We start from the raw sequence: 24,064 nt of genomic DNA on the forward strand, positions 1-24,064 counted from the left end.
TTCCCCTTTTGGTTCGCCTTGATGCAATCCCGGCCATCCGGGCGTCTTCAGATGGCCAGGTATCGGTGAAGCGTCTCCTCTTCGAGAGTCCGAGGCGTGCTTTCGTGGACGATGCGTCCCTTCTCCATGAACAGCACCCGGTCGGCCGCCGAGAGGCCGAGGTCGAGGTTCTGCTCGACCAGGAGCACGCCGAGGCCCTTTTCAGCCGCGAGCCTGCGCAGGATGTCGCCGATCATCTGCACGATATTCGGCTGGATGCCTTCGGACGGCTCGTCCAGCAGCAGGAAATCGGGGGCCGAAGCGAGCGCCCGGCCGAGCGCCAACTGCTGCTGCTGGCCGCCCGAGAGCGTGCCGCCTAGCTGGTTGCGGCGTTCGGCGAGGATCGGGAACATCTCGAAGATCTCGGCGGGAACCGTCGTGCTGCCATCGCGGCGGGCGCGTGTGCCCATCGTCAGGTTTTCCAGCACGGAAAGCTTGTGGAAGATGCCTCGGCCCTGCGGCACATAGGCCAGACCCGAGCGGGCGATCTTTTCCGGCGCGAGGCCGGCGACCGCCTTGCTGTTCAGCGCAACCTGTCCGCCCCACGGCCGGTTGAGGCCGATCAGCGCCTTCATCAGCGTCGTCTTGCCGACGCCGTTGCGGCCGAGGATCGACACGACCTCGCCCTTTCGAACCGACAGGGTGACGCCCTGCAGGACTTCCGTGCTGCCGTAACCTGCGCGCAGATCGTTCACATCCAGCATCACGCCCGCCCCAGATAGATGTCGCGCACCATCGGGTCGCGCTCGATTGAGGCGAAATCGCCTTCCGCGACGAGCCGGCCCTGATGCATCACCACGGTGCGGGCGGAGAGCGCGCGCACGAAATGCATGTCATGGTCGATCACCACCACCGTGCATGCGCCGCGCAGCGACAGGAGGAGATCGGCCACGGCCTGGGTTTCTTCCGGCGACAGGCCCGCCGTCGGCTCGTCGAGCAGAAGGAGGCGCGGCTTGCGGATCAGCCCCAGGGCGATTTCCAGCCATTGCTTCTTTCCGTGGGCCAGCACATCGGCGCGGGTATCGCGTTCAGCGGAAAGCCCGGTAAGCGCCATCACTTCTTCCGTGTCGCCGCCGCCTGCCACCGCGAGGTTTTCCGCGACCGTCAACGAACCGAAAACCGAGGGGACCTGGAACTTGCGGGCTATGCCGGCGCGGGCGATCGCATGGCGCGAGAGGCCGTTGATCGGCTTGCCGTCGAAGAGGATGCGGCCGGAACTCGGCGCGATCGCACCGCAGATCATGTTGAGCAGCGTGGACTTGCCGGCGCCGTTCGGCCCGATCACGCAGGAGACGTCCCCCGCCGCAAAGGTCACGCTGACATCCTCGACCGCGACCAGCCCGCCGAAGCGGCGGCCGAGGCCTTCCGTGCGCAGGTCGCCGCCGCCCGTCATGCCGTCCTCCCTTCCTTCATGCCTTTCCCGCGCGCCCAGAGTTTCTGGGCGGCGGCCGGCAGGCCATCGGGAAAGAAGAACACCATCGCGAGGAAGAAGGCGCCGATGAACAGCGGCCAGGCCGAGGCGCTGAGGGTGGAAACCTCCTGCTGCAACCGCCAGACGATCATCGTGCCGACGACCGCGCCGATGAGCGAGCCGCGCCCGCCAACCGCCACCCACATGATGACCTCGGTCGAAAGCAGAAGCGCAATCATGTCCGGCGCGACGAAACCCGTTCCGGTGACGTAGAGTGCCCCGGCAAGCCCGGCGATCAGGCCCGAAAGCACGAAGACGGCGAGCAGATGCAGCGGCGTGTTGTAACCGAGCGTCTGCGCCTTGCGTTCATCGTCTTCGATGGCGCGCAGGATGAGGCCCCGCTGGCCGCGAAGGCCCGCCCAGAGTGCCAGCACGACGGCGAACAGCAGGCCCACCACGACATAGTAGAAGAGCTTGCCGGTGATCGGGATGCCGAGAGTGAGCGGCGGAACGCCGATCAGGCCCGCATCCCCGCCGGTGACGGAAGACCAGCCGATGGCGATCTGCTGGGCAATCAGGGTCAGGGCGAGGGTGACGATGGTGAAATAGGCGCCGCGCACGCCGCCGAAGATGACGAAGTAGCCGACAGCCAGCGCGATCACGCCGGCAAGGCCGACGCCGAAGGCAAGCCCCGCAAGGCTGCTCCAGGCAGCGCCCGGCGCCAGATGGATCGTCATCACCGCCATGCCATAGGCTCCCGCACCGAAGAAAGTGGCGTGGCCGAAGGAAAGGATGCCGGTGCGGCCCCAGAAGAGATCGAGCGAGACGGCGAAGAGCGCGAAAAGCAGGATGTCGCGCAGGCCCGAAATGCCGGAGAAGGAGCCGAAGGCCGGATAGAGGGTGAGCGCCATCATGATGGCGAGGGTGATGAAAAGCCAGGTCTTGTCCCGCTGCGTCATGCCGGCACCAGCCCCTGCGGGCGGAACCGCACGATGACCACCGCGAGGATCAGCACGCTGGCCTGCGCCACGGTGATCGGCACGGTGGTGGAGAGCAGCGACTCCAGCCCGCCCACGAAAGCGGATCCGGCGATCACCCCGGGAATGGAGCCCGCGCCGCCGACCAGCACGACGAAGAAGGACCGGGCCAGATAGTTGACGCCCATCAGCGCCGTCACGGCGACGAGCGGGGCGATGAGAACACCGGCAAGGGCGGCGAGCGCCGCCCCGCTGGCAAAGGCCCGGCGATAGACCCTTTCGGCATTCACGCCGAGGGCCCGCGCCATGCCCGCATTCTGGATCACCGCCCGGACATCGAGCCCGAACGGCGACTTGCGGAAAACCAGAACGCAGGCCGCCATGACGGCGAAGGCGAAGACGATCAGGAAGAGCCGGTAAGCCGGATAGGTGATGCCGAGAAGCTGTACGGAAGCCTCGAACGGCGCCGTCACCGGCCGAGGTGCGGCGCCATAGGTCAGGATGATCGCCTGCTGCAGGATGAGGCTGAGGCCCCAGGTGGCGAGAATGGTGGAAATGGGCCTGTCGTAGAGGCGCCGGATCACCGCTATCTCAAGCACCGTGCCGAGAAGATAGCCGACGACCGGCGCGACGACGAGCGCCAGCCAGAACGAGCCGCCCGCCGCCTGCACCGTAAACAGCGTATAGGCGCCGATGGTCACGAACTCGCCGTGGCTGAGATTGATGATGCCCATCAGGCCGTAGATGATGGCAAGGCCCAGCGCGACGAGCATCAGGATGCTCATCAGCGTCAGCGCGTTGAGGCAAAGGGAGACGATGTCCGGCATCATGGTCCTCCCAACAGGCTGGTGGCCGCCTCGGCGGCATCGAGCACGAAGCCGTCCGCGCCGCGTGGGCCGACGATCTGAAGGCCGACCGGCAGTCCTTCCGCCAATCCGCAGAACAGGGTGCAGGCCGGTTGCTGCGACAGGTTGATCGGATAGCTGAAACCCGCCCACTCGGTCCAGCGCGACAGGCCGGAGCCTTCGGGGACCTCCCGTCCGGCCGCAAAGGGCAGGCAGGCGGTGGCCGGGGACAGCAAAAGATCGTAGTCGGCAAGCAGCTGGTCCATCGCTGCGCCGAAGCGGGCGCGCGCCTGCTGGGCGAAGATGTAGCCGCGCAGACTGAACCGGTTCCCCTCCGCCGCAGCCTCGACGAAACCGGGATCCAGGTCTCTGCGCGCCTCTTGAGGAATCTGGGCAAGACGGCTTGCAGCGCCCGTCATCCAATGCGCATGGAACATTTCATGCAGGCCTTCGCCGGGCAACCGAATGGGCTCGACGGTGGCGCCGGCCGCTTCGATTTGCCGGACGGCATCCGAAATCACCCGCTTGATCGCAAGACTGAGCGTACCCGTCGGCGGCGTCATCCAGAGGCCGACTTTCCGCCCCTTCCAATCGAAAGGCCGAGGGTCGGGCGAAGGCATCGCGCCCCAAGGCTGGCTCCAGTCCCGGAGGCTTCGCCCGCCCATGGCAGACAGCATCGCGCGCGCGTCTGCAGGGCTGCGCGTCATGGGCCCGATGTGAGCGACCGTACCGAAGGCGCTTGGTGGATCCGCGGGCACGCGGCCAAAGGTCGGCTTCAGGCCGAAGGTACCGGTGAAGGCCGCGGGCACCCGGATCGATCCGCCGCCATCCGTGCCGAGATGGAGAACACCCGCGCCCGTGGCGGAGGCAACGGCCGCACCGCCGGATGAGCCGCCAGGCGTGCATTCGGGATTCCACGGATTGCGCGTAATGCCGAAGGCCGGGCTGTCGGTCACGGCCTTCCAACCGAATTCCGGCGTCGTGGTCTGGCCGATGAAGACGGCGCCGGCCGCCCGCAAGCCGGCAACGGATGGCGCATCCTGAAGCATCGGCGTGGCATCCGTCGCCCGGCTGCCATAGCGCACCGTCCACCCCTCGACATGGACGATATCCTTGAGTGTCGTCGGCACGCCGTCGATGGCCGAGAGCGCCGCACCCGCCCGCCAGCGGGCCTCGGCGGCGCGCGCGGCTGCCAGAGCGCCGGCGTGATCGATGAAGGTGAAGGCATTGAACCGCTGCTGAACGTCCTCGGCCCGGGCAAGAGCCGCCTGGACGACCTCCACCGGTGAGAGCGCGCCGGACCCGAAGGCTGCGTTCAGGGCAGCCACGTCCATGCGGCAGAGGTCCGGAGCGTTGGAAATTGGCGAGACGGACTGGCGGCTGTTCAACGGCGTCTTCCCCTCCTGAAAACCCAGTGAAGACAGCATGGCCGAAACATTGAATTCTATAAAATGCAAAATATGATGCTACTTGCTACATGGAATAGAACAATGAACCTTACCCTTCGCCAGCTTCGTTATCTCGTGCTCATTGCCGAGACCGGCTCCATATCGGCTGCGGCGCGCACTTGCCGGATCGCACAGTCCTCGATCCTGGCCGCGATGGGCCAGGCGGAGGGCGAGATGGGCTCGCGGCTGTTCGACCGCCGGCCGAGCAAGGGCGTCACGCTCACGCCGGCCGGCGAACGCTTCATCGCCTCTGCCCGCCGCCTGCTCGCCGCCGAAGCGGAATTCGAACGCACGATGGACAGGTTCACCTCGGGGATGCCGCCGGTCCTGAAAATCGGTTGCTTCGAGCCCTTCGGCGCGCTGTTCATGCCGGAACTCCTGCACCGGTTCGTCGCGGGAACCGGCACCGAGATCCAGCTCTTCGAAGGCGAACAGCCGCAGCTCCTGACATGGCTCGAATCGAACCTGGTCGATGTGATCGTGGCCTATGACATCGGTCCCGGCCTTCCCTCGGATGCGGTCACCCTCGCGCGTGTGCCGGCACATGCCTTGCTCCATGCCGACGATCCCCTCGCCCGGAAAGAGTGTCTCAGCCTTGCCGAGCTGGTGACGCGTCCCCTGGTCCTGCTCGATCTGCCGCAGACCTCGGGATATCTGGTGACGCTCTTCGATCTTGCAGGTCAAAGGCCCCAGATCTCGTTTCGCACGCGCGGCTACGACACGGTGCGCGCCGCCGTCGCCGCCGGCTTCGGCATGTCGATCCTCAACATGCGCCCCATCGGGCTCGGAAGCCCTGACAGCGATCGCCTCGTGCGCCGCCCGCTGATCGAAATCCTGCCCACGCCGCGTCTGATGGTCGCCGATCGCTACGGAAACGCAAAACCCGCCTTCCTGCGCAACTTCATAGAACTGGCACGCGCCTTCTTCACGGAGATCGGGCCGGAACGCTACGCCGTTGCCTTGCCGGAACGATATCCCAGCCTTGGCGCGACGTGACTTGGAGGGTTTGTCCGACAGGGGCACGCAGCCCGGCAGGTCATCCACGAGGCTGCCCTCGTGGATCGCGTCTCCGCTGAACAATATCCCCGTCTTTTCATCGAAAAGGCCGAAGGATTGCGGGGAATGGAGTGCCGGTGAGACCGCGTAGGCTTCCGGCGTCACGCCCGCGGGCGGAACCTGTGCGAGGGAATGCGGTTGCCTGCGGAAATAATGGGCCAGCGTGTCGATGTCGGGCATGCGCGCGGAGGCGGCCGCCTCGGGCAGCCGTTGCAGCTCAGCGTGCCCGCTCCACACAACTGTTATTGCATCTGCGCTGAATCGATGCGGGAACACAGGCCAACCGGGTCCCATCCTCGCCAGTGCGATCCTGAGTCACAAGGCGCGGCGGCAGAAGGCTGGATACCGATGCCCTCGGCAAATCCAGCCACGCCTCCGCACCCTCACCTGGGAAGACGACGACGCCCAGCAGTTCTCCGCTTCAGGCCGCCATGGCCTTCCTGAGGTTCTCGTCGATCTTGTCGAGGAAGCCGGTGGTGGAGAGCCAAGGCTGGTCGGGGCCGATGAGGAGCGCGAGGTCCTTGGTCATGAAGCCCGATTCGACGGTCTCGACGCAGACGCGCTCCAGCGTCTCGGAGAACTTGGCCAGTTCCGCATTGCCGTCCAGCTTGGCACGGTGGGCAAGGCCACGTGTCCAGGCGAAGATCGAGGCGATCGAGTTGGTCGAGGTCTCCTCGCCCTTCTGGTGCTGGCGGTAGTGGCGCGTCACCGTGCCGTGCGCGGCTTCCGCTTCCACCGTCTTGCCGTCCGGCGTCATCAGCACCGAGGTCATCAGGCCGAGCGAGCCGAAGCCCTGGGCCACGATATCGGACTGCACGTCGCCGTCGTAGTTCTTGCAGGCCCAGACATAGCCGCCGGACCATTTCAGCGCCGAGGCGACCATGTCGTCGATCAGGCGGTGTTCGTACCAGATCTTGGCTTCCTTGAACTTTTCCGCGAATTCGGCGTCGAAGACCTGCTGGAAGATGTCCTTGAAGCGGCCGTCATAGACCTTGAGGATGGTGTTCTTGGTCGAGAGATAGACCGGCACCTTGCGCTGCAGGCCGTAGTTGAACGAGGCCCTCGCGAATTCGGTGATCGAATCGTCGAGATTGTACATGCCCATGGCGACACCGGCCGACGGCGCGTCGAACACGTCGTATTCGATCTCCTTGCCGTCCTCGCCGACGAACTTCATCGTCAGCTTGCCCTTGCCGGGGAACTTGAAGTCGGTGGCGCGGTACTGGTCGCCGAAGGCATGGCGGCCGACGATGATCGGCTTGGTCCAGCCCGGAACGAGGCGGGGCACGTTCTTGGCAATGATCGGCTCGCGGAAGATGACGCCGCCGAGGATGTTGCGGATCGTGCCGTTCGGCGACTTCCACATCTTCTTCAGCTTGAATTCCTCGACGCGGGCCTCATCGGCCGTGATGGTGGCGCATTTCACCCCGACGCCATGCCTGCGGATCGCATGGGCCGCATCGATCGTCACCTGGTCGTCCGTCGCATCGCGGTTCTCGATGCTGAGATCGTAGTAGTCGAGATCCACGTCGAGATACGGATGGATCAGCTTGTCCTTGATGAACTGCCAGATGATGCGCGTCATCTCGTCGCCGTCGAGTTCGACGACGGGGTTGGCGACCTTGATCTTCGTCATTCCATGTTCTCCCCTGGGCAGCCTTTTGCCGCCCCTCTTCGGATTTCGGTTCAGCGCATGTCGCGCATATGGCCCTCGACGCTGCGCAGGTGCCGGCGCATCGCATCCGCCGCGCCAGCGCCGTCGCGGTTGGCGATCGCCTCGACAATGCGGGCGTGCTCCTCGAAGGAATGGTGGTCCGGCGGCGGGCGGACGGGCGTGTCGCGCAGCCGCCCCCAGGTGACGGCGCGGCGCACCGCATTCAGCGTGTCGAGCAGGCCGAGCAGCAATGAGTTCTGCGAGGATTCGCCGATCAGGCGGTGCAGACGGTTGTCCCACTGCTCGTAGAGCCGCCAGGTCGGCGCCTGCTGCGCTTTCATCATGGCGCTGCGCAATTCGGTGATCTGGCTGGGCGTGGCATTTAGCGCGGCGCAGCGCGCGACCTCCGGCTCGAAGGCAATGCGGGCGCCCATGACCTCCAGCGGGTTGGTCCGCTGCACCATGGCATTGATATCCGCGACCGTGTCGATCGGACGCTCGCCGGTGAACGTGCCCTTGCCGACATGGCGCCAGACCACGCCTTCCGCCTGCAAGGCCGCGAGCGCCTTGCGCAGCGCGCCGCGTCCGACATCCAGCGCTTCCGCAAGGTCGCGCTCCGGCGGCAGGCGCCCGCCATCGGGAAGCTGCGCCGTTGCGAGGAAGTCCCTGAGGCGGGAAAGCACAGCGCTGTCGGTGTTCTCTATCATGGCATTATCCAAACCAATTCAGGATTGGTTCGGTTATATTGGACATATAAGCGGCTGTCAATGCGGCTGGCATCAAGCGTCCTGCCATAAATTTATAGGGAATAAAATCAGATATTTAAATCAATTAAGGAACGGAACTGGCCTGCGTATCCCGCAGCGCAGCACGTTTAATTGGTTGACACAATGTTTGTTTAATGAAGAATTGGTTTCAATTGGGTTGAGGAAAACCCGATTTTGGGAGGAAGAAAGATGAACATGCTTGCCAGACGAATGAGGGCGTCTGCGGTCGCCGCCGCACTTTGCCTTTCTGCCGCAGTGCCCGGGTTGGCCTTCGCCGATCCGATGCGTATCGCCTTCGGCGATATCGCGACGGTCGAATCCCTCCATCTCCTCGCCGCGCTGGAACGCGCCAAGGAAAAGGGTGTCGACGTGCAGGTGACCTTCCTGAAAAGCGAGGACATCGCCGCGCAGGCCGTCGTCAGCGGCCAGGCCGATATCGGCATCGGCGGCCCCTATGCGCTGCTCCAGAAGGTGAAGGCGCCGATCCGCATCTTCCTGCAACTGTCCAAGCTGCAGTTCTATCCGGTGGTCAACACCGAGTTCTACAAGGAGTGGAAGGATCTGAACGGCCAGGAAGTCGCCGTGCATTCGCGCGGTTCCGGCACCGAGGCGATCATGCAGCTGATGGCCGACAAGAACGGCATCGCCTATTCCAACATCTCCTACGTGCCGGGTGCCGAGGTGCGCACGGGCGCCCTGCTCCAGGGCAACGTCAAGGCGACGATCGTCGACTCCTCCGGCAAGCGCATCCTGGAAAAGGAAGCGCCGGGCAAGTTCGCCTTCCTGCCGCTCGGCGAGGTGGCCGCCACCGACGAGGCGCTCTTTGCCAACACCGACTATCTCTCGAAGAACCAGAAGGACGTGGAAATCCTGGTCGAGAGCATCCTGACCACCTGGCGCGAGGTCGCGGCGGACCCGACGTCGGCCGTCGCGCTGCGGGAAAAATACAAGCTGCTGCCGGATGCGACGCCCGACATGGTCGCCGACATCGACCCGTACTTCGCGGAAGCCGCCCCCGCCCTTCCGCTCAACGGCGGCGGCGAGGATGCCGCGAAGGACGACTTCGACTTCTACACGATTTCCGGCGCGCTCGAAGGCAATGCCGCGGATCTCAAGGTCGAGGACTTCTGGGACCTCACGGCACTCAATGCGGTGCTCGCCAAAATCGGAACCAAATAATGCACATGGCCGCTACACCTCACAAGGTGAGCGCGACGGGAGGAGCCGGCAGCGGCTCCTCCACCATCGTCGAAACGCTCGCCGAATTCGCCCGGCGCCGGAAGTCCTTCTGGGTCGTGGTGTCGCTCGCAACGCTCTTCACCGCCTGGGAAATCGCCGGTCGCGTTCCGATCAGCTTCGCCTTCCCGACATTCCTTGAAACGCTCGCCGCACTCATCGAGATGGCGCTCGACGGCACGCTGCTGCCGGCCTATGCCATCACGTTCCAGCCGCTCGTCATCGGCGTCGCCGTTTCCGCGGTGCTCGGCATCGGGCTCGGCATCGCCATGGGCCTGTCCGACAAGGCGGAATGGCTTCTGGCGCCGGTCTTCATCGTGCTCCAGGCCGCCCCGATGGCCGCCCTCGTGCCGCTCGTCACCTTCGTCTACGGCATCGGCCTCGTCGCCAAGACGCTCGCCGTCATCATGCTGGCGCTGCCGGTGATCGTGCTCAATTCCTACAAGGCGGTGCGCCACGTCAACCCGTCGCTCGTCGACATGTGCCGCTCGTTCCAGGGCACGCGCCTGCAGCAGATCTCCAAGATCATCATTCCCGATGCGACACCGGTGCTGTTTGCCGGCCTGCGCCTCGGCATTGCCGCCGGTTTCATCGGCGTCATGCTCGCCGAGCTTCTGATCACGCCGACGGGGATCGGCGATCTCATCACCTACCACCGCTCGATCGCCAACTACGCGCACATGTATGCGGCCGTGGCTTCGATCATCGCCGTTTCGACGATCACGCTTGCGGCCCTGCAATATGTCGAGGTCCGCTTCCTGCGTCCCGAAAAGAGGAGAAAGTGACATGGCCAATCCCATGCCGGCCCGCGCGGCCGACCAATCCGGAACCGCCACGTCCGACGCCATTGTCGAGGTGCGCGACATCTGCAAGCGCTACGGCGATATCGAGGCGCTGCGCGGCATCAACCTCGAATTCGAGCGCGGCAAGCTGACGACGCTGCTCGGCCCCTCCGGCTGCGGCAAGACCACGCTGCTCAAGATCATCGCCGGCCTCGTGCCCGCGACCTCCGGTCAGATCCGCATCAACGGCAAGGTCGTCACCGGGCCCGGTCCCGAGCGCGCCTTCGTCTTCCAGGATTTCGCGCTGATGCCCTGGGCGACGGTGCTGCGCAATGTCGGCTTCGGTCTTGAGCTCAAGGGCGTGCCGCAGGCGGAGCGCCATCGCATCGCCAAGCACTATATCGGCGAAGTCGGCCTCTCCGGTTTCGAGGAAAAGTATCCGCACGAGCTTTCGGGCGGCATGCGCCAGCGCGTCGGCATCGCGCGCGCCTTCTCTGTCAATGCCGACGTGCTGCTGCTCGACGAACCCTTCTCGGCTGTCGACGAGCAGAACCGTCGAAAATTCCAGGAAGACCTGCTCCAGCTCGTCGAGAAGGAGCGCAAGACCTTCCTCTTCGTCACCCACTCGATCGAGGAGGCGGTCTATGTCTCCGACCGCATCGTGCTGCTTTCACCACGCCCCGGCCGCGTCTCCCAGATCATCGAACCCAATATCGACCGCTCCGCCGCACCGGACGTGATCCGGCGCGACAAGGGTTATCTCGATGTGGTCGAGGAGATCTGGCAGGGCCTCCGGCAATATGCGGAGTGACGCGCCATGAAACTCTTCGGCATCAAGATCCCCATGATGACCTCGCTCCTGTTCTGGGCGCTCGTCTGGGAAGTCGTCGGCAGGATGGACGTGATCTTCCTGATCCCCCGATGAGCGCGATCGTCTCGGCCGGCTTCGACCTCGTCGCGACGAACTCCTGGCAGAACGCCTCGCTGGTGACGCTCCGGTCCTTCGTGGTCGGCATGGCGCTGGCGATCGGCGTCGGCGTGCCGCTCGGCATTGCCATGGGGCGGTTCAAGATCGTCGACAACATCTTCGGCCTGTGGGTCAACATGTTCGTCAGCGCGCCGCTGTCCGCGCTCGTGCCCGTGTTGATGATCCTCTTCGGCCTCGGCGAGACCACCGTCGTCGTGACCGTCTTCCTCTTCGCCGTCTGGATCATCGTGCTCGATGCCCGGGCCGGCGTCATGCAGGTGCCGCCCTCGCTCATCGAGATGGGGCGCTGCTACGGCGCCTCGCGGCTGACGATCTTCACCAAGATCATCCTGCTCTCCGCCCTTCCGGAGATCCTTGCGGGCATCCGCATCGGCCTCATCCGTGGGGTGAAGGGCGTGGTGATCGGCCAGATCCTCGTGTCCATCATCGGATACGGCGAACTCTTCGAGCTCTATTCCCGCTCGTTCGACATGGAGCGCTTCTGGGCTCTGACAATCATCCTCTTCGCGGCAGCCATGCTTCTGTCCGCGGGCGTGGAACTCTTTGAAAAACGCATCGAATATTACGCAGGAGCGCGATAATGAACGACATGTCCTCCATCAATGCCGCCTACGTCTTCAAGCCGGCAGCCGTCCCCACGCTTCCTGTCGTCGACAGCCAGGCACTCTTCCCGGTGCACCGCATCTACTGCGTCGGCCGTAACTTCGCCGACCACGCCATCGAGATGGGCCACGACCCGAACAAGGAACCGCCGTTCTTCTTCCAGAAGAACCCCGACACGCTCGTCCTGCCCGGCACCGATTTCCCCTATCCGGCCGAGACCAGGGACGTGCACCATGAGGTCGAGCTCGTCGTGGCGCTGAAGAGCGGCGGCGACAACATCCCCCTCGATCAGGCGCTCGACTGCGTCTACGGCTACGCTGTCGGCCTCGACATGACCCGGCGCGACCTGCAGGGCGAAGCCAAGAAGCTCGGCCGCCCGTGGGAAACCGGCAAGGCCTTCGAGAACTCCGCGCCCTGCGGTCCGCTTCATCCGGTCGCCAAGGTCGGCCACCCGACGGAAGGCGCGATCTGGCTCAAGGTCAATGGCGAAGTCCGCCAGAACGGCGATCTCAACCAGATGATCTGGAAGGTGCCGGAAATGATCGCCTATCTCTCGCGCCTCTTCACGCTGCAGCCCGGCGACCTGATCTTCGCCGGCACGCCGGCCGGCGTCGGCGCGATCGTCAAGGGCGACGAGATGGTCGCCCATGTCGACGGTGTCGACGAGGTGTCCTTCAAGGTCGCCTGAAAGACCGGCGGCGCGCTCCGGCGCGCCGTCCCGCCCCGCCCAAGCTCCCCTCGATCGGAAGAACGACGATGCCGGTTTCGCTGACCGTTATGACGACATTCGCCCTGGTTCTCGGCCTTGTCGGCTGCGTCTCGGGCTTCCTTGCCGGCCTGCTCGGCGTTGGCGGCGGCATCATCGTCGTGCCGGTGCTCTACCATGTGCTCGCCTTCTTCGAGGTCGATCCGGCGCTGCGCGCCCACATCGCAGTCGGCACGTCGCTTGCAACGATCATCCCCACGTCCTTCCAGTCGATCCGGGCTCACCGGGCACGCGGTGCAGTGGATACGGACCTTCTGAAGCTCTGGGGACCGTTCGTCGCCGTGGGCGTGATGATCGGCGTCCTGATCGCCGCCTATGCGCCGGGGGAAACGCTGACGGCGATCTTCGGTTTCGTCGCGGCCATCGTCGCCGCCTACATGCTCTTCACCCGGGAAGGCTGGCATCCGATCGGTTCGCTGCCGGCAAAACCCGGCCAGGCGGCGATGGCCACCGGCATCGGCACGATCTCCACGCTGATGGGCATCGGCGGCGGCACGCTCACCGTGCCGACCTTGAGCATCTGCAGCTATCCGGTCCGTCGCGCCGTCGGCACGGCGTCGGTGATCGGCCTCATCATCGCCCTGCCCGGCACGCTCGGCTACATCGTCAACGGCTGGGGCAAGGAAGGCCTGCCCGTCTATTCCCTCGGCTATGTCAACATCGCGGGCATGGTGGCGATCATGCTGACGAGCATGTGGTTCGCCCCGCTCGGAGCCAGGACCGCCCACACGATCGAGCCCGGCACCTTGCGCAAGCTGTTCGGCATTTTTCTGGCACTCACATCGGCCAAGATGATCGCGGACCTGGTGCCCTTCGGCGCCTTCGCGAACTGACAGAAGTCAGCAATCGCGCATCCGGCGCGACCCCGGACGGCATTTTTCACTCTGGCCTCGAACAGATTCCAGCGGCCGTTCAAATCCCGGACATTTAAGGGATATGACCCCTTGACACGGGCGCCGTATCTACGTGGGTCGCAAATAAAGGATCAGCGCTTTCGCTGAGTATCCCGGAAAACTCCGACAACCGAAAACGCGGCCTCGCTGGCGCTCAGCTATCTCCTCCACACCGTCGAGACGCCAAATCCGCTTGTGCTGCGTTGGGAGTGGACGTCGCCAACCGCCTTCTGAACCTTCGCCCATAGAACAGCCTCGATTGGTATCGAGTTGAAATTCTGGCAGCGGGAGAGCCGGTGAAGTGGGGCGAAGCCGGGCTTGATCTCGGTTGCGGCTGAGAGGGCTTTTTCGCCTCACCGGATCTGCGGCAACGGCCCGGGCTGGGGTGCCCCGGAGACCCAAAATCTGGTGGCTTTTTACCGCGGGCGCGGCCTGATCGCTTGAGAGTTCCTGATTTTGAACACGCGAATTGGGTTCCCGTCACGGCCTCAACTTCTCCATCCACGCGTGGCACCAGATGGCGATCGCACCACGCGCACAATTCGACACATTTTGACAAATGACGAATGACGCCCATCGTTTGTTAATTTCATATATTGACATTTGTCGCCATAGAAACGTATTTTGTAAAAATGCGATGGGAGAGCATCGTTCGAAATGCCGGGAGGAATGCATGCAGCCACTTCTGAAAGTGGAGGGATTGAAAAAATCCTTCGGCGGCGTTGCCGCGCTTCGTGACGGTCGCTTCGAGCTGGAAACCGGCTCGGTGCACGCGCTTTGCGGCGGCAACGGCGCCGGCAAGTCGACCTTCCTTTCCATCCTCATGGGCATCCACAAGCGCGACGGCGGCACGATCCTGCACCGCGGCAAGCCGGTCGAATTCAGCAGCCCGGCGGAAGCGCTCCGTTCCGGCATCGCCATCATCGAGCAGGAGCTGAGCCCGGTCCCGCACATGACGGTGGCCGAAAACATCTATCTCGGCCGCGAGCCCTCCGCCCGCTTCGGCAGCATCGATTTCAAGACGATGAACCGCAACGCCCAGGCGCTGCTGGACCGCCTCGAATTCAGCATCTCCGCACGCGAATACATGATGAACCTCTCGGTCGCGCAGATGCAGTTGGTCGAGATCGCCAAGGCGCTCAGCCACGAAGCCGACGTCATCTTCATGGACGAGCCGACCTCGGCGATCGGCGAGAAGGAGGCCCAGCACCTCTTCTCCGCCATCAAGCGCCTGAAGGCCGAGGGCAAGGGCATCGTCTACGTCTCGCACCGGCTTTCCGAAATCTTCCAGATCGCCGACAGCTACACCGTCTTCCGCGACGGCGGCTTCGTCGGCGCGGGCAGGCTCGCCGATATCGACCGCCCCGGCCTCATCCGCATGATCGTCGGCCGCGAGCTCGGCGAGGAATATATCAAGACCAACACGCCGACCGAGACCGCCGGCCTCGAAGTCTCCGGGCTTTCCGCACCCGGCAAGATCGAGGACATTTCCTTCACCGCGCGCAAGGGCGAGATCTTCGGTATCTACGGCCTGATGGGCTCGGGCCGCACGGAAATCTTCAATTGCCTCTTCGGCATGGACCGCCCGTCATCCGGCGAGATCCGCCTTAACGGCCAGGTCGTCAGCATCCGCCAGCCCTCCGACGCCATAGCCGAGGGCATCGCCTTCGTCACCGAGGACCGCAAGGTGACGGGTCTCAACCTGACGGACAGCGTGCGCAACAATATCTGCCTTGCCAGCCTGCCCGAAATGAGCCCGGCCTTCGTGATGCGCAGGAGCGAGGAGCAGTCGGCCAGCGCCGACATGATCGCCCGCTTCGCCATCAAGGCCGCGCGCGACACGATGCCGGTCTCCGGCCTTTCCGGCGGCAACCAGCAGAAGGTGGTGCTCGGCAAGTGGTTCCTGCGCCAGCCGCGCGTCCTGCTGCTCGACGAGCCGACCCGCGGCGTCGATGTCGGCGCCAAGCGCGAGATCTACCGCATCATCTGCGATTTTGCCGCAAGCGGCGGCACGGTCGTGATGATCTCCTCCGAAATCGACGAAATCCTGGGAATGTCCGACCGCATCCTCGTCATGCGGCAGGGACGATCCGCCGGCATTCACGGCCGGCAGGAAACGGATGCCCAGTCCCTCGTGCACCTGTCGACCTGACCGGAACGAGACCCGACCGACGCATCCAACCCCGCATGGCAAGAGGTGACACCGTGACCAGTATCGAGAACAAGACCGCCAGCAGTTGGCTGAATTCCGATCGCCGCCGGCTGATCGTGCAGGAATACGGCATCTTCCTCGCCTTCCTGCTGCTCGTCGCCATCCTCTCGGTGTCCAACGAATTCTTCCTGACGCCCGGCAACATTTCCAACGTGCTGCTGCAGACGTCGATCAACGGCGTGCTCGCCATCGGCATGACCTTCGTCATCCTGACCCGCGGCATCGACCTTTCGGTCGGCTCGGTCGTCGCGCTGGCCGGCATGGTGAGCGCCAGCTTCGTGACGAGTTCGGCAACGGCCGGCATTGCCGGCGCGCCCTATCCGATGGTGGTGGCGCTCGCCGCCGGCATCCTCGTCGGCGTCGGCTGCGGCGCGCTGGTCGGCCTCATCGTCTCGCGCTTTTCCGTGCCCGCCTTCGTGGCGACGCTCGGCATGCTCTCGGCCGCCCGCGGCGCGACCCTCATCTATGGCGGCGGCAAGCCGGTGCCGGCGCTCTCCCCGGAATTCCGCTGGATCGGCACGGGCAACATCCTCGGCATTCCGATGCCGGTCATCCTGCTCGCCGTAGTCTTCCTCGTCTCCTGGTGGGTACTGACCCGCACGCGCTTCGGCCGCTACATCTATGCCGTCGGCGGCAACCCGCATGCGGCCAAGACCTCCGGCCTCAACGTCACGCGCATCCGCTTCATGGTCTATGTGATCTCGGGCGCGCTGTCGGGCCTTGCCGGCATGATCCTCTCGGCGCGCACGGGTTCCGCCCTGCCGCAGGCCGGCATCGCCTACGAACTCGACGCCATCGCGGCGGTCGTCATCGGCGGCACCTCGCTTTCGGGCGGCGTCGGCCGGGTGACGGGAACACTGATCGGTGCGCTCATCATCGGCGTCATGAACAACGGCCTCGATCTGATGGGCATCCAGTCCTACTACCAGCAGGTCCTCAAGGGCGCCCTCATCGTCGGCGCCGTCATGCTCGACCAGAAGCGAAACCAGGGCGTCTAGCCCGACAGGAACCGGGCGTCTTCCCGCGCCCGTGGACGAAACGGCACGCCGAAGTGCTGCCGGAATTCTCAAAGGAGGAGAAAGACATGAAGAAACTGATGATCGCGCTCGCCTCGGCGACCGCCCTGCTCGCCTCGTCCGCCCTGGCCCAGGAGAAGCTGAAGATCGGCGCGGCCCCCTACGGCCTCAACGCGGAATTCATGCAGATCTGGTCCGCCGCGCTCGAAGAGCACCCCGCTGTCAAGAGCGGCGAAGTCCAGCTCACCGTCTTCGACGGCCGCTATGACGCGCTGGTCCAGCAGGAACAGTTCAACACGATGATCACGCAGAAGTTCAATGCGATCGTCTTCGTGCCGATCGACATCGAGGCCGGGGCGACGGCCGTGCAGGCCGCCAGCGACGCCGGCATTCCGGTCGTCGGCTCCAACACCCGCGTGAACTCCGACCTGCTCGCCGCCTATGTCGGCTCCGACGACACGGTTTCCGGCTACATGGAAGCCAAGACCGTTCTCGACAAGATCGGCTGCAAGGGCAATGTCGTGATCATCGAGGGCCCGATCGGCCAGTCCGCGCAGATCTCGCGCCTGGAAGGCAACCAGAAGGCGCTCGCCGAGTGCCCGGACGTCAAGGTCCTCGAGCAGCAGACCGCCAACTGGTCGCGCGCCGAAGCCCAGACGCTGATGGAGAACTGGCTGACCTCCCATCCCGGCCAGATCAACGGCGTCATCGGCCAGAACGACGAGATGGCGCTCGGCGCGATCGAGGCGATCAAGGCCGCGGGCCTGAAGACCGAGGATTTCGCGATCGCCGGCATCGACGGCGTCACCGACGCACTGACCGCCGTCAAGGAAGGCACGATGACCTCGATCCTCCAGGACGCCCGCGCACAGGCCCAGGGTGCGCTGGATCTTGCGATCTTCCACGCCAGGAAGGGCGACTACAAGCCGCAGTCCGACATCTGGGCGCAATACCCGGACATGCCGTTCAACGACGGCAAGGACAAGGAATACAATGTTCCGTGGACGCCGGTCACGGCCGAGAACGTCGACCAGCTCCTGGACCTGCGCAAGTAATACACGATCTGCGGGGCGGCTTCGCCGCCCCGTTCTCTTCAACATCCGAAGGCTGAACCGATGACCGACACACCTCCCAAGATCGACCTCAACTTCCCGCTCGACGGCAAGGTCGCGCTCGTCACCGGCGGCGCATCCGGCATCGGCGCGGCCATCGCCGCTGCCTTTGCGGCCAAGGGCGCGAAGGTCGCGGTCCTCGACATCAACGCCGACATCGCCAAGGCGAAGGCGGAGGAACTCGGCGGTGCGGCAAAGCCCTTCGTCTGCGACGTCTCCGACCCGGCCTCGGTGGAAAAGGCCGTCGCCGACGTGGTCGAAGCCTTCGGCGGCATCGATATCGCGGTCAACAGCGCCGGCATCGTCGCGCTGGCGCCCGCCGAGGACCTGACGCTTTCCCAGTGGGACAAGACGATCGACATCAATCTCAAGGGCAGCTTCCTCGTCACCCAGGCGGTCGGCCGCCGCATGATCGCTAGCGGCAAGGGCGGCAAGATCGTCAACCTCGCCTCGCAGGCCGGCTCCGTCGCCATTGAGGAGCATGTCGCCTATTGCGCGTCCAAGTTCGGCGTCATCGGCATGTCCAAGACCTTCGCCGCCGAATGGGGCAAACACGGCATCACCGTCAACACGATCTCGCCCACCATCGTGCTCACCGAACTCGGCAAGAAGGCCTGGGCCGGCGAGAAGGGCGAAGCCGCCAAGAAGCGCATCCCGACCGGCCGTTTCGCCTTCCCGGAAGAGATCGCCGCCGCCGCCGTGTTCCTGGCCTCGCCGGGCGCCGACATGATCAACGGCGCGGACCTTCTGATCGACGGCGGCTACACCATTCTTTGAGCCCGGACCGGCTCTCGCAATTCTCAAGGAGTTACCATGCAGCGTTTCATCAACGACCCGGATCTGGTGGTCGAGGATACCGTGAAGGGCTTCGTGAAGGCGCATTCGGATATCGTGCGCCTTGCGGAAAACCCGCGCGTCGTCGTCGCCAGGGAGGCCCCCTTTGCCGGCAAGGTCGGCGTGGTGACGGGCGGCGGCTCCGGCCATGAGCCCGCCTTCATCGGCTATACCGGCAGGAACATGCTCGACGCCGTCGCCGTCGGCGAACTCTTCTCCTCGCCCACCGCCAAGAGCTTCCACGACGCCATCCGCGAAGCCAACGGCGGCAAGGGCGTCGTCGTGCTCTACGGCAACTATGCCGGGGACAACATGAACGTGAAGATGGCGACGAAGCTCGCCGCCAAGGACGGGATCGAGGTCGCCACCGTCGTCGCCAATGACGACGTCTGCTCGGCCCCGATCGAGGAACGCGAAAAGCGCCGCGGCGTCGCCGGCGAGATCTTCATGTGGAAGATCGGCGGCGCGAAGGCCGCGACCGGCGCCAGCCTCGAAGAAGTCCGCGCCGCCGCGCAGAAGGCGATCGACAACTGCCGCTCGATCGGCGTCGGCCTCGGCCCCTGCACGCTGCCGGCCGTCGGCCATCCGAACTTCAAGATCGAGCCGGGCACGATGGAAGTCGGCATCGGCCATCACGGCGAGCCGGGCGTGCGCGTCGAGACGCTGAAGACGGCCGAGGAGGTCGCCAGGGACATGGTGAAGATCGTGCTCGACGATCACGATCTTCCCGAAGGCACCGAGGTCGCCGTGCTGGTCTCGGGCCTCGGCGCGACGCCGCTCAACGAGCTCTACATCCTCAACGACACGATCGAGAGCGAGATCTCGGCGCGTGGCCTGAAGATCCGCAAAACCTGGATCGGCAACTACTTCACCTCGCTGGAAATGGTCGGTGCGACGCTGACCGTCATGGCGCTCGACGACGACCTGAAGACGCTGCTCGATGTCGAGACGCGTTGCACGATCATCCTGTGACGGGAGGAAGACCCATGCAGACTTTCGACAATGCGTCCTGCGGCGCGATCGTCCTCTCGATGGCCGAGCGGATCGTCGAGAACCGGGCCTATCTCAGCGAGATCGACGGCAAGATCGGCGATGGCGACCATGGCGTGAACATGGCCAAGGGCTTCGGCATGGCCGCCGAGCGGCTGAAGGGCAAGAATGCGCCGCTCGCCGAATCCCTCGATACGCTCGGCACCGTGCTGATGACGGAGATCGGCGGCTCGATGGGCCCGCTCTACGGCGTCATGTTCACGGAATTCGCCGAGACGATCCAAGGCGTGGAGAAGATCGACGCAGCCGCCTACAGCAAAATGCTGCATGCCGGCCTTTCCGGCATCCAGTCGATCGGTTCGGCCAAGGTCGGCGACAAGACGCTGCTCGACACCTTCGTGCCCGCCGTCGAGGCCTTCGACAAGGCGACGGCGGAGGGAAAATCCTTCGGCGAGGCGCTGGAAGTGCTGGTCACCGCCGCCGAGGCCGGCCGCGACTCGACGATCGGCCTCGTCGCCAAGATCGGCCGCGCCAGCCGGCTCGGCGAACGCTCGCTCGGCGTGCTCGATGCCGGCGCGACCTCCTGCGCCATCATCCTCAAGGAATTGTCCGAGGGCGCGCGCACCCGGCTCGTCTGACGCCGGCCCAAGAGTTCCTCCCAGGATGCGCGGCCCGTCTATCGTGACGGGTCGCGCGCCGCTTTTTTGCCGAAGCATGTTGCAAACCGGCGGCGTTGCTTTCATGGTCGCCGCCTGAAGGGGGACCGGCGAAACCTATGGCATTGAAGACTTCCTCGCCGCGCAAGGGCGGCATCAGCCGGGCGAACGGGCCGGAGGGCCTCGATTCGATCCCGCTACGCTATGGCGACGACCCCTATGTCTGGGCCTGCTGGCTCTACTATGAAGACGGCATGACGCAGGGTGAGATCGCCGAGGCGATGGGCGTCTCGCGCGCCACCGTCAACAGCTACCTCGCCGACGCCCGCGAAAAGGGCATCGTCAACATCTCCATCGAGCCCGCCCGCCTCGCCTCGCTCACCATCGCGCAGGAGCTGAAGCGCCATTTCGGCCTCGCCGATTGTCTCGTCGTGCCGAACGACGACAACACGCGCCCGCTGATCGGCAGGCTGGGTGCTGCCGGCGCGCAGGCGCTTTCCAAGATGATCAAGTCCGGCGACACGCTCGCCGTCGCCTGGGGCCGCACGGTCCTCTCCGTCGGCGAGCATCTGGACATGGCCCCGTTGCAGGATGTCACCGTCGTCCAGGCGACCGGCGGCACGACCGCCAGCTTCGCCTATACGCCGGAGCTGACGACGGCCGCCGTCGCCCGCGCCATCTCCGCCCGCTGCGTCAACATCACCGCCCCCGCCATCGTCGCCTCCGCGCAGATGCACGACATGCTGCTCGCCGAGCCGCTGATCCGCGAACAGTTCGACACGCTTTCCCGCGCCAACCGCATCGTCTTCGGCATTTCCTCCCTCCGTCCCAATTCGACGATCCACACCAGCGGCTTCTTCGAATCCGTGCCTTTGCAGCATTATCTCGCAAAGGGCGCCGCCGGCGTGCTCGCCGGGCGTTTCATAGACGAGCGCGGCCGCCACATCGCCGGTCCCCTCGATGATCGTACGATCGGTATCTCGCTGGAGATGCTGCGTGGCATCGGCACCCGCGTCGCCGTCGCGGGCGGTTTCGACAAGGTGCCGGCTTTGCTGGCGGCGCTGCGTGGGGGCTATGTCAACGTGCTGGTGACGGACGCGGCGACCGGCGCCGGCATCCTGCGCGCCGATGGCGTGACGAGCCTCGACGGCAAGCTCTCTCAGCGCCAGAAGAGCACGCCCGTCGCCAACGCCTATCGCACCCACGTCAAGAAGTTCCTCAACAATCCCAATGATGTAGTCGAGGAGATGCTCGACGGACTGATCGCCGCGCACAAGCCCTATCTCCAGCCGATCGGCAATTCGCGCCGCGCGCTCGTCGCCCGCAACGGTCCGCGGCCCGGAAAGGTCGGCCTCGTCATCGGCGGCGGCACCGGGCACGAGCCCTGCTTCGTCGGCTATGTCGGCAAGGGACTGGCCGACGCGGTGGCGATCGGCAACATCTTTTCCTCCCCGCCGCCGGATCCGATCGCCAAATGCGCCGTAGCCGCCTCCGGCGGCGCGGGCGTGCTCTTCGTCTACGGAAATTATGCCGGCGATGTGATGAACTTCGAAATGGCCGCCGAACTGGTCGAGGAACAGGGCATCCCCATCCGCACCGTGCTGACCACCGACGATATCGTCTCCTCGCCGGTCGAGGACAGGGAAGGCCGGCGCGGCGTCGCCGGCAATTTCTTCGTCTTCAAGGTAGCGGGCGCGGCCTGCGACCGCGGCATGACGCTCGATGAATGCGAGGCCGTGACCCGCAAGGCGAATGACCGCACCTATACGGTGGGCGTCGCGCTCGAATCCTGCTCCATGCCGCAGACGCGGCGGCACAATTTCGAGATCGGTCCCGACGACATGGAGCTCGGCATGGGCATCCATGGCGAACCCGGGGTCTCGCGCGAGCGCATCCGCACCGCAGACGAGATCGTCGATACGATCATGGACAACATATTCAAGGAGATGAAGGCCGAGCCCGGGGATCGGGTGGCGGTTCTCGTCAACTCCTTCGGCGCAACGCCGCTGATGGAACTCTACATCCTGTTCCGCCGGGTGGAGCAGCGGCTGTCCGCCAAGAACATCACGATCGAGGCCAACTGGGTCGGGCACTATTGCACCTCGCTCGACATGGTGGGGGCCTCCATCTCGATCCTGCATCTCGACCGCCAGCTCACCGACCTGCTGCACCATCCGTGCCAGGCGGCGATCCTGAGCATCAATGCGCCTGAAACGGACGGAGCCGGGCGAGGCTGAGGCCGCCTGCGCTCAAGGGGAGGAAGACATGTCGGAAACTGCGACGCGAGTGCTTGCCCGGATGTTCGAACGGATGTCCGAGGTGATCGAGACGGAAAAGGATCACCTGTCCGAGCTCGACGGCGCCATCGGCGATGGCGACCACGGCATCACCATGTCGATCGGCTTCAAGGCGGTGAACGCCGCCCTCTCCACGCTCGATCTCGATGCCGCGAGCCCGTCCGACGTGCTGTCGACGGCCGCGTCCGGTTTCCTCAACGCCGTCGGCGCTTCCACCGGGCCGCTTTATGCGACGGGCTTCCGGCGCGCCGCACAAGCGCTCGCGGGCCGTGATCAGCTCGATCTTGCCGCCTGCCGAGACATGCTGAGCGCCATTTCCGAGGGTATCCGCGACCGCGGAAAGGCGCAGCGCGGCGACAAGACCATGCTCGACGTCTGGTTGCCGGCCGCCGAGACTGCCACGGCAGGAGTTGCCAGCAATCTTTCAAAACCGGATTTCTGGAAGGCCGTGGAAAACGCCGCTGAAAACGGCGCGGCCGCCACTGCCACGATGATCGCCACCAAGGGCCGCGCCGCACGCCTGCGTGAGCGCTCGCTTGGCCATGCCGACCCCGGCGCGGTGTCCGCCGCCGCACTCATCAAGGCTATCGCCGGAGCATCCTGCACCCAGGCAGAATAGCCTGCATGCAGGATGCTTTGGATTCAAACATGCAGAGCGCTGTTGGCGCACCCGTCGCCAATCCGTTTGGCCCTTCGGACCGATCAGGCAGCAAGTAGACGAACGGCGCTCGCATGAAGTGCCGCATCGCCGGCCGCGACGACACAGCCCTTCCAGCTCAGATCGAGCGGGCCGCCCTGCCAGTCGGTGACGATTCCGCCCGCGCCTTCGATGATGGCGGTGGGGGCAAAGAGGTCGTAGGCGTCGAACCCGGCGTCGACGGCAAGGTCCGTGCGTCCGCGCGCAAGGCAGGCATAGCTGTAGCAACTGCCGCCGTACTGGGTGAACTGCACCGCACCGTCGAGACGCGCGAAGGGCGCGCGGTCGGCTTCGGGAATGAAGCGGGGGTTTGATGAGGTCATATAGGCATCCGAAAGAGCCGTGCCCTTGCGGCAGCGTACCGGCTTGCCATTGTGCCATGCGCCTTTGCCGGAAATGCCGGTGAAGCGTTCGCCCGTCGCCGGCAGATCGATGACGCCGAGCAGCGGCTTGCCGCCGCGCGCCAGCGAGATCAGCGTGCCATAGACCGGAATGCCGGCGACCCAGGCCGCCGTGCCGTCGATCGGATCGAGCACCCAGACGAATTCGGCATCAAGCCGCTCGCTGCCATATTCCTCGCCCATGATGCCGTGATCGGGGAAGGTGGCGTGGATCCGCTCGCGAAGGCGTGCCTCCACGGCGCGATCGGTGGCGGTGACGAAACTCGCATCCTGTTTCAGGTTGACGCGGGGCGCCTCTTCGGCGGCGGCCAGGAGCAGAGCGCGGGAGTCGTTGGCGATCTCCTGGGCGAAGGCGAAAAAGGTTTCGGTACGATCGGTCATGGC

Annotated in this window: 22 protein-coding genes and 1 pseudogene; 15 read left to right on the forward strand and 8 right to left on the reverse strand. The window is 65.0% G+C overall.

Features of this window, described 5'->3' with window-relative positions:
• Positions 1-47: 47 nt before the first annotated feature.
• From urtE to shn_RS29690, 5 genes are read right to left on the reverse strand one after another with little or no spacing between them, the layout of a single operon-like run.
• Positions 48-743 (reverse strand): urea ABC transporter ATP-binding subunit UrtE, encoded by a 696-nt coding sequence (gene urtE / locus shn_RS29670; protein WP_064334145.1) that lies wholly within the window; start codon positions 741-743, stop codon positions 48-50.
• On the reverse strand, positions 743-1,432 hold the full coding sequence (locus shn_RS29675) for an ATP-binding cassette domain-containing protein (protein ID WP_064334146.1): 690 nt from the start codon (positions 1,430-1,432) through the stop codon (positions 743-745). The genes urtE and shn_RS29675 overlap by 1 nt, the downstream gene beginning before the upstream one ends.
• The gene (locus shn_RS29680; RefSeq protein ID WP_064334147.1) at positions 1,429-2,409 is read right to left on the reverse strand and encodes a branched-chain amino acid ABC transporter permease; all 981 of its coding nucleotides are present in this window, start codon (positions 2,407-2,409) and stop codon (positions 1,429-1,431) included. Before shn_RS29680 ends, shn_RS29675 begins: the two co-directional genes overlap by 4 nt.
• Positions 2,406-3,257 (reverse strand): branched-chain amino acid ABC transporter permease, encoded by an 852-nt coding sequence (locus shn_RS29685; protein WP_371328630.1) that lies wholly within the window; start codon positions 3,255-3,257, stop codon positions 2,406-2,408. The genes shn_RS29680 and shn_RS29685 overlap by 4 nt, the downstream gene beginning before the upstream one ends.
• Positions 3,254-4,699, reverse strand: a complete 1,446-nt coding sequence (locus shn_RS29690; protein ID WP_084438668.1) for an amidase — start codon at positions 4,697-4,699, stop codon at positions 3,254-3,256. The genes shn_RS29685 and shn_RS29690 overlap by 4 nt, the downstream gene beginning before the upstream one ends.
• Positions 4,700-4,762: 63 nt before the next feature.
• Here shn_RS29690 and shn_RS29695 point away from each other — a divergent pair, with 63 nt between their 5' ends.
• Positions 4,763-5,716 carry a LysR family transcriptional regulator gene (locus shn_RS29695; RefSeq protein WP_064334149.1) on the forward strand — a complete coding sequence of 318 codons (954 nt, stop codon included), beginning with the start codon at positions 4,763-4,765 and terminating at the stop codon, positions 5,714-5,716.
• A 481-nt stretch (positions 5,717-6,197) separates the two neighbouring features.
• On the opposite strand, the gene shn_RS29700 is transcribed toward shn_RS29695, so the two are convergent.
• Entirely contained in the window at positions 6,198-7,412 is a 1,215-nt protein-coding gene (locus shn_RS29700) for an NADP-dependent isocitrate dehydrogenase (protein WP_064334150.1), read from the reverse strand.
• A gap of 50 nt (positions 7,413-7,462) precedes the next feature.
• Entirely contained in the window at positions 7,463-8,137 is a 675-nt protein-coding gene (locus tag shn_RS29705) for a FadR/GntR family transcriptional regulator (RefSeq protein WP_084438663.1), read from the reverse strand.
• Positions 8,138-8,386: 249 nt separating this feature from the next.
• Between shn_RS29705 and shn_RS29710 the strand changes: the two genes are divergently transcribed.
• The 14 genes and pseudogenes from shn_RS29710 (at position 8,387) to dhaL (shn_RS29780) (ending at position 23,201) form a co-directional block, all read left to right on the forward strand.
• Positions 8,387-9,376 (forward strand): ABC transporter substrate-binding protein, encoded by a 990-nt coding sequence (locus shn_RS29710; RefSeq protein WP_064334152.1) that lies wholly within the window; start codon positions 8,387-8,389, stop codon positions 9,374-9,376.
• Entirely contained in the window at positions 9,376-10,218 is an 843-nt protein-coding gene (locus tag shn_RS29715; RefSeq protein WP_084438664.1) for an ABC transporter permease, read from the forward strand. The genes shn_RS29710 and shn_RS29715 overlap by 1 nt, the downstream gene beginning before the upstream one ends.
• A 1-nt stretch (position 10,219) precedes the next feature.
• Positions 10,220-11,026, forward strand: coding sequence for an ABC transporter ATP-binding protein (locus shn_RS29720; RefSeq protein ID WP_064334153.1), 807 nt, complete (start codon positions 10,220-10,222; stop codon positions 11,024-11,026).
• Positions 11,027-11,032: 6 nt separating this feature from the next.
• Positions 11,033-11,784 (forward strand): annotated as a pseudogene (locus shn_RS29725) (ABC transporter permease).
• Entirely contained in the window at positions 11,784-12,494 is a 711-nt protein-coding gene (locus shn_RS29730) for a fumarylacetoacetate hydrolase family protein (RefSeq protein ID WP_064334154.1), read from the forward strand. The pseudogene shn_RS29725 and the gene shn_RS29730 overlap by 1 nt, the downstream one beginning before the upstream one ends.
• A 68-nt stretch (positions 12,495-12,562) precedes the next feature.
• Positions 12,563-13,405 (forward strand): sulfite exporter TauE/SafE family protein, encoded by an 843-nt coding sequence (locus shn_RS29735; RefSeq protein WP_064334155.1) that lies wholly within the window; start codon positions 12,563-12,565, stop codon positions 13,403-13,405.
• A 733-nt stretch (positions 13,406-14,138) separates the two neighbouring features.
• On the forward strand, positions 14,139-15,617 hold the full coding sequence (locus shn_RS29740) for a sugar ABC transporter ATP-binding protein (protein ID WP_064334156.1): 1,479 nt from the start codon (positions 14,139-14,141) through the stop codon (positions 15,615-15,617).
• A gap of 53 nt (positions 15,618-15,670) precedes the next feature.
• On the forward strand, positions 15,671-16,675 hold the full coding sequence (locus tag shn_RS29745) for an ABC transporter permease (protein WP_064334157.1): 1,005 nt from the start codon (positions 15,671-15,673) through the stop codon (positions 16,673-16,675).
• A gap of 86 nt (positions 16,676-16,761) precedes the next feature.
• On the forward strand, positions 16,762-17,748 hold the full coding sequence (locus shn_RS29750; RefSeq protein ID WP_064334158.1) for a substrate-binding domain-containing protein: 987 nt from the start codon (positions 16,762-16,764) through the stop codon (positions 17,746-17,748).
• Between the two features lie 60 nt (positions 17,749-17,808).
• Positions 17,809-18,582, forward strand: coding sequence for an SDR family oxidoreductase (locus tag shn_RS29755; RefSeq protein ID WP_064334159.1), 774 nt, complete (start codon positions 17,809-17,811; stop codon positions 18,580-18,582).
• Between the two features lie 36 nt (positions 18,583-18,618).
• Positions 18,619-19,611 carry a dihydroxyacetone kinase subunit DhaK gene (locus shn_RS29760; RefSeq protein ID WP_064334160.1) on the forward strand — a complete coding sequence of 331 codons (993 nt, stop codon included), beginning with the start codon at positions 18,619-18,621 and terminating at the stop codon, positions 19,609-19,611.
• Positions 19,612-19,625: 14 nt separating this feature from the next.
• Positions 19,626-20,267 carry a dihydroxyacetone kinase subunit DhaL gene (dhaL, locus tag shn_RS29765; protein ID WP_064334161.1) on the forward strand — a complete coding sequence of 214 codons (642 nt, stop codon included), beginning with the start codon at positions 19,626-19,628 and terminating at the stop codon, positions 20,265-20,267.
• A 137-nt stretch (positions 20,268-20,404) separates the two neighbouring features.
• Positions 20,405-22,522 carry a bifunctional sugar-binding transcriptional regulator/dihydroxyacetone kinase subunit DhaK gene (locus shn_RS35310; RefSeq protein WP_084438665.1) on the forward strand — a complete coding sequence of 706 codons (2,118 nt, stop codon included), beginning with the start codon at positions 20,405-20,407 and terminating at the stop codon, positions 22,520-22,522.
• Positions 22,523-22,550: 28 nt separating this feature from the next.
• Positions 22,551-23,201 carry a dihydroxyacetone kinase subunit DhaL gene (dhaL, locus tag shn_RS29780; protein WP_064334162.1) on the forward strand — a complete coding sequence of 217 codons (651 nt, stop codon included), beginning with the start codon at positions 22,551-22,553 and terminating at the stop codon, positions 23,199-23,201.
• Between the two features lie 83 nt (positions 23,202-23,284).
• Here the strand turns inward: dhaL (shn_RS29780) and shn_RS29785 are convergent, their stop codons facing one another.
• Positions 23,285-24,061, reverse strand: a complete 777-nt coding sequence (locus shn_RS29785; protein ID WP_064334163.1) for an inositol monophosphatase family protein — start codon at positions 24,059-24,061, stop codon at positions 23,285-23,287.
• Positions 24,062-24,064: the final 3 nt, after the last annotated feature.

The sequence above is a fragment of the Shinella sp. HZN7 genome, assembly GCF_001652565.1.
GTDB lineage: Bacteria > Pseudomonadota > Alphaproteobacteria > Rhizobiales > Rhizobiaceae > Shinella > Shinella granuli.

What these genes read in the sequence shown, in the direction of transcription:
- urtE (WP_064334145.1), bottom strand. Translation starts at nt 743, where the DNA reads ATGCTGGATGTGAACGATCTGCGCGCAGGTTACGGCAGCACGGAAGTC.
- shn_RS29675 (WP_064334146.1), bottom strand. Translation starts at nt 1,432, where the DNA reads ATGACGGGCGGCGGCGACCTGCGCACGGAAGGCCTCGGCCGCCGCTTC.
- shn_RS29680 (WP_064334147.1), bottom strand. Translation starts at nt 2,409, where the DNA reads ATGACGCAGCGGGACAAGACCTGGCTTTTCATCACCCTCGCCATCATG.
- shn_RS29685 (WP_371328630.1), bottom strand. Translation starts at nt 3,257, where the DNA reads ATGATGCCGGACATCGTCTCCCTTTGCCTCAACGCGCTGACGCTGATG.
- shn_RS29690 (WP_084438668.1), bottom strand. Translation starts at nt 4,699, where the DNA reads ATGCTGTCTTCACTGGGTTTTCAGGAGGGGAAGACGCCGTTGAACAGC.
- shn_RS29695 (WP_064334149.1), top strand. Translation starts at nt 4,763, where the DNA reads ATGAACCTTACCCTTCGCCAGCTTCGTTATCTCGTGCTCATTGCCGAG.
- shn_RS29700 (WP_064334150.1), bottom strand. Translation starts at nt 7,412, where the DNA reads ATGACGAAGATCAAGGTCGCCAACCCCGTCGTCGAACTCGACGGCGAC.
- shn_RS29705 (WP_084438663.1), bottom strand. Translation starts at nt 8,137, where the DNA reads ATGATAGAGAACACCGACAGCGCTGTGCTTTCCCGCCTCAGGGACTTC.
- shn_RS29710 (WP_064334152.1), top strand. Translation starts at nt 8,387, where the DNA reads ATGAACATGCTTGCCAGACGAATGAGGGCGTCTGCGGTCGCCGCCGCA.
- shn_RS29715 (WP_084438664.1), top strand. Translation starts at nt 9,376, where the DNA reads ATGCACATGGCCGCTACACCTCACAAGGTGAGCGCGACGGGAGGAGCC.
- shn_RS29720 (WP_064334153.1), top strand. Translation starts at nt 10,220, where the DNA reads ATGGCCAATCCCATGCCGGCCCGCGCGGCCGACCAATCCGGAACCGCC.
- shn_RS29730 (WP_064334154.1), top strand. Translation starts at nt 11,784, where the DNA reads ATGAACGACATGTCCTCCATCAATGCCGCCTACGTCTTCAAGCCGGCA.
- shn_RS29735 (WP_064334155.1), top strand. Translation starts at nt 12,563, where the DNA reads ATGCCGGTTTCGCTGACCGTTATGACGACATTCGCCCTGGTTCTCGGC.
- shn_RS29740 (WP_064334156.1), top strand. Translation starts at nt 14,139, where the DNA reads ATGCAGCCACTTCTGAAAGTGGAGGGATTGAAAAAATCCTTCGGCGGC.
- shn_RS29750 (WP_064334158.1), top strand. Translation starts at nt 16,762, where the DNA reads ATGAAGAAACTGATGATCGCGCTCGCCTCGGCGACCGCCCTGCTCGCC.
- shn_RS29755 (WP_064334159.1), top strand. Translation starts at nt 17,809, where the DNA reads ATGACCGACACACCTCCCAAGATCGACCTCAACTTCCCGCTCGACGGC.
- shn_RS29760 (WP_064334160.1), top strand. Translation starts at nt 18,619, where the DNA reads ATGCAGCGTTTCATCAACGACCCGGATCTGGTGGTCGAGGATACCGTG.
- dhaL (WP_064334161.1), top strand. Translation starts at nt 19,626, where the DNA reads ATGCAGACTTTCGACAATGCGTCCTGCGGCGCGATCGTCCTCTCGATG.
- shn_RS35310 (WP_084438665.1), top strand. Translation starts at nt 20,405, where the DNA reads ATGGCATTGAAGACTTCCTCGCCGCGCAAGGGCGGCATCAGCCGGGCG.
- dhaL (WP_064334162.1), top strand. Translation starts at nt 22,551, where the DNA reads ATGTCGGAAACTGCGACGCGAGTGCTTGCCCGGATGTTCGAACGGATG.
- shn_RS29785 (WP_064334163.1), bottom strand. Translation starts at nt 24,061, where the DNA reads ATGACCGATCGTACCGAAACCTTTTTCGCCTTCGCCCAGGAGATCGCC.